This window comes from Halomonas sp. WWR20 (genome assembly GCF_054602495.1).
Genome location: NZ_JBTRHR010000038.1, coordinates 1 through 265, shown reverse-complemented (window position 1 = coordinate 265; position 265 = coordinate 1). Strand labels below are relative to the sequence as shown.

The following is a 265-nucleotide window of genomic DNA, read 5'->3' as shown; positions in this document are numbered from 1 at the left end:
GCGCGGGTATCGGCGCTTTTATCGTGGGCAACAACGGTAAGGCGATAAAATCCACCCTGCGCGCCATTCCCATGCTGATGCGCCGTTCAAAATACAGCAAAGATTTATACATGGATCTGATGGCGCTGCTGTACCGGCTGGTGGCCAAATCCCGTCAACAAGGCATGCTTTCCCTCGAGTTCGATATTGATAATCCGCAGGAAAGTGAAATTTTCTCTAATTATCCGCGCATTCTTGCCGATAACACCCTCGTAGAGTTTATTAC

1 protein-coding gene is annotated in these 265 nt (G+C 49.1%); it reads left to right on the top strand.

All coding sequences use genetic code 11. From position 1 onward, the window contains the following. Positions 1 to 265: motility-associated protein (locus ACW4DH_RS19020; protein WP_459637968.1), on the top strand; the 265-nt coding region annotated here is incomplete at both ends.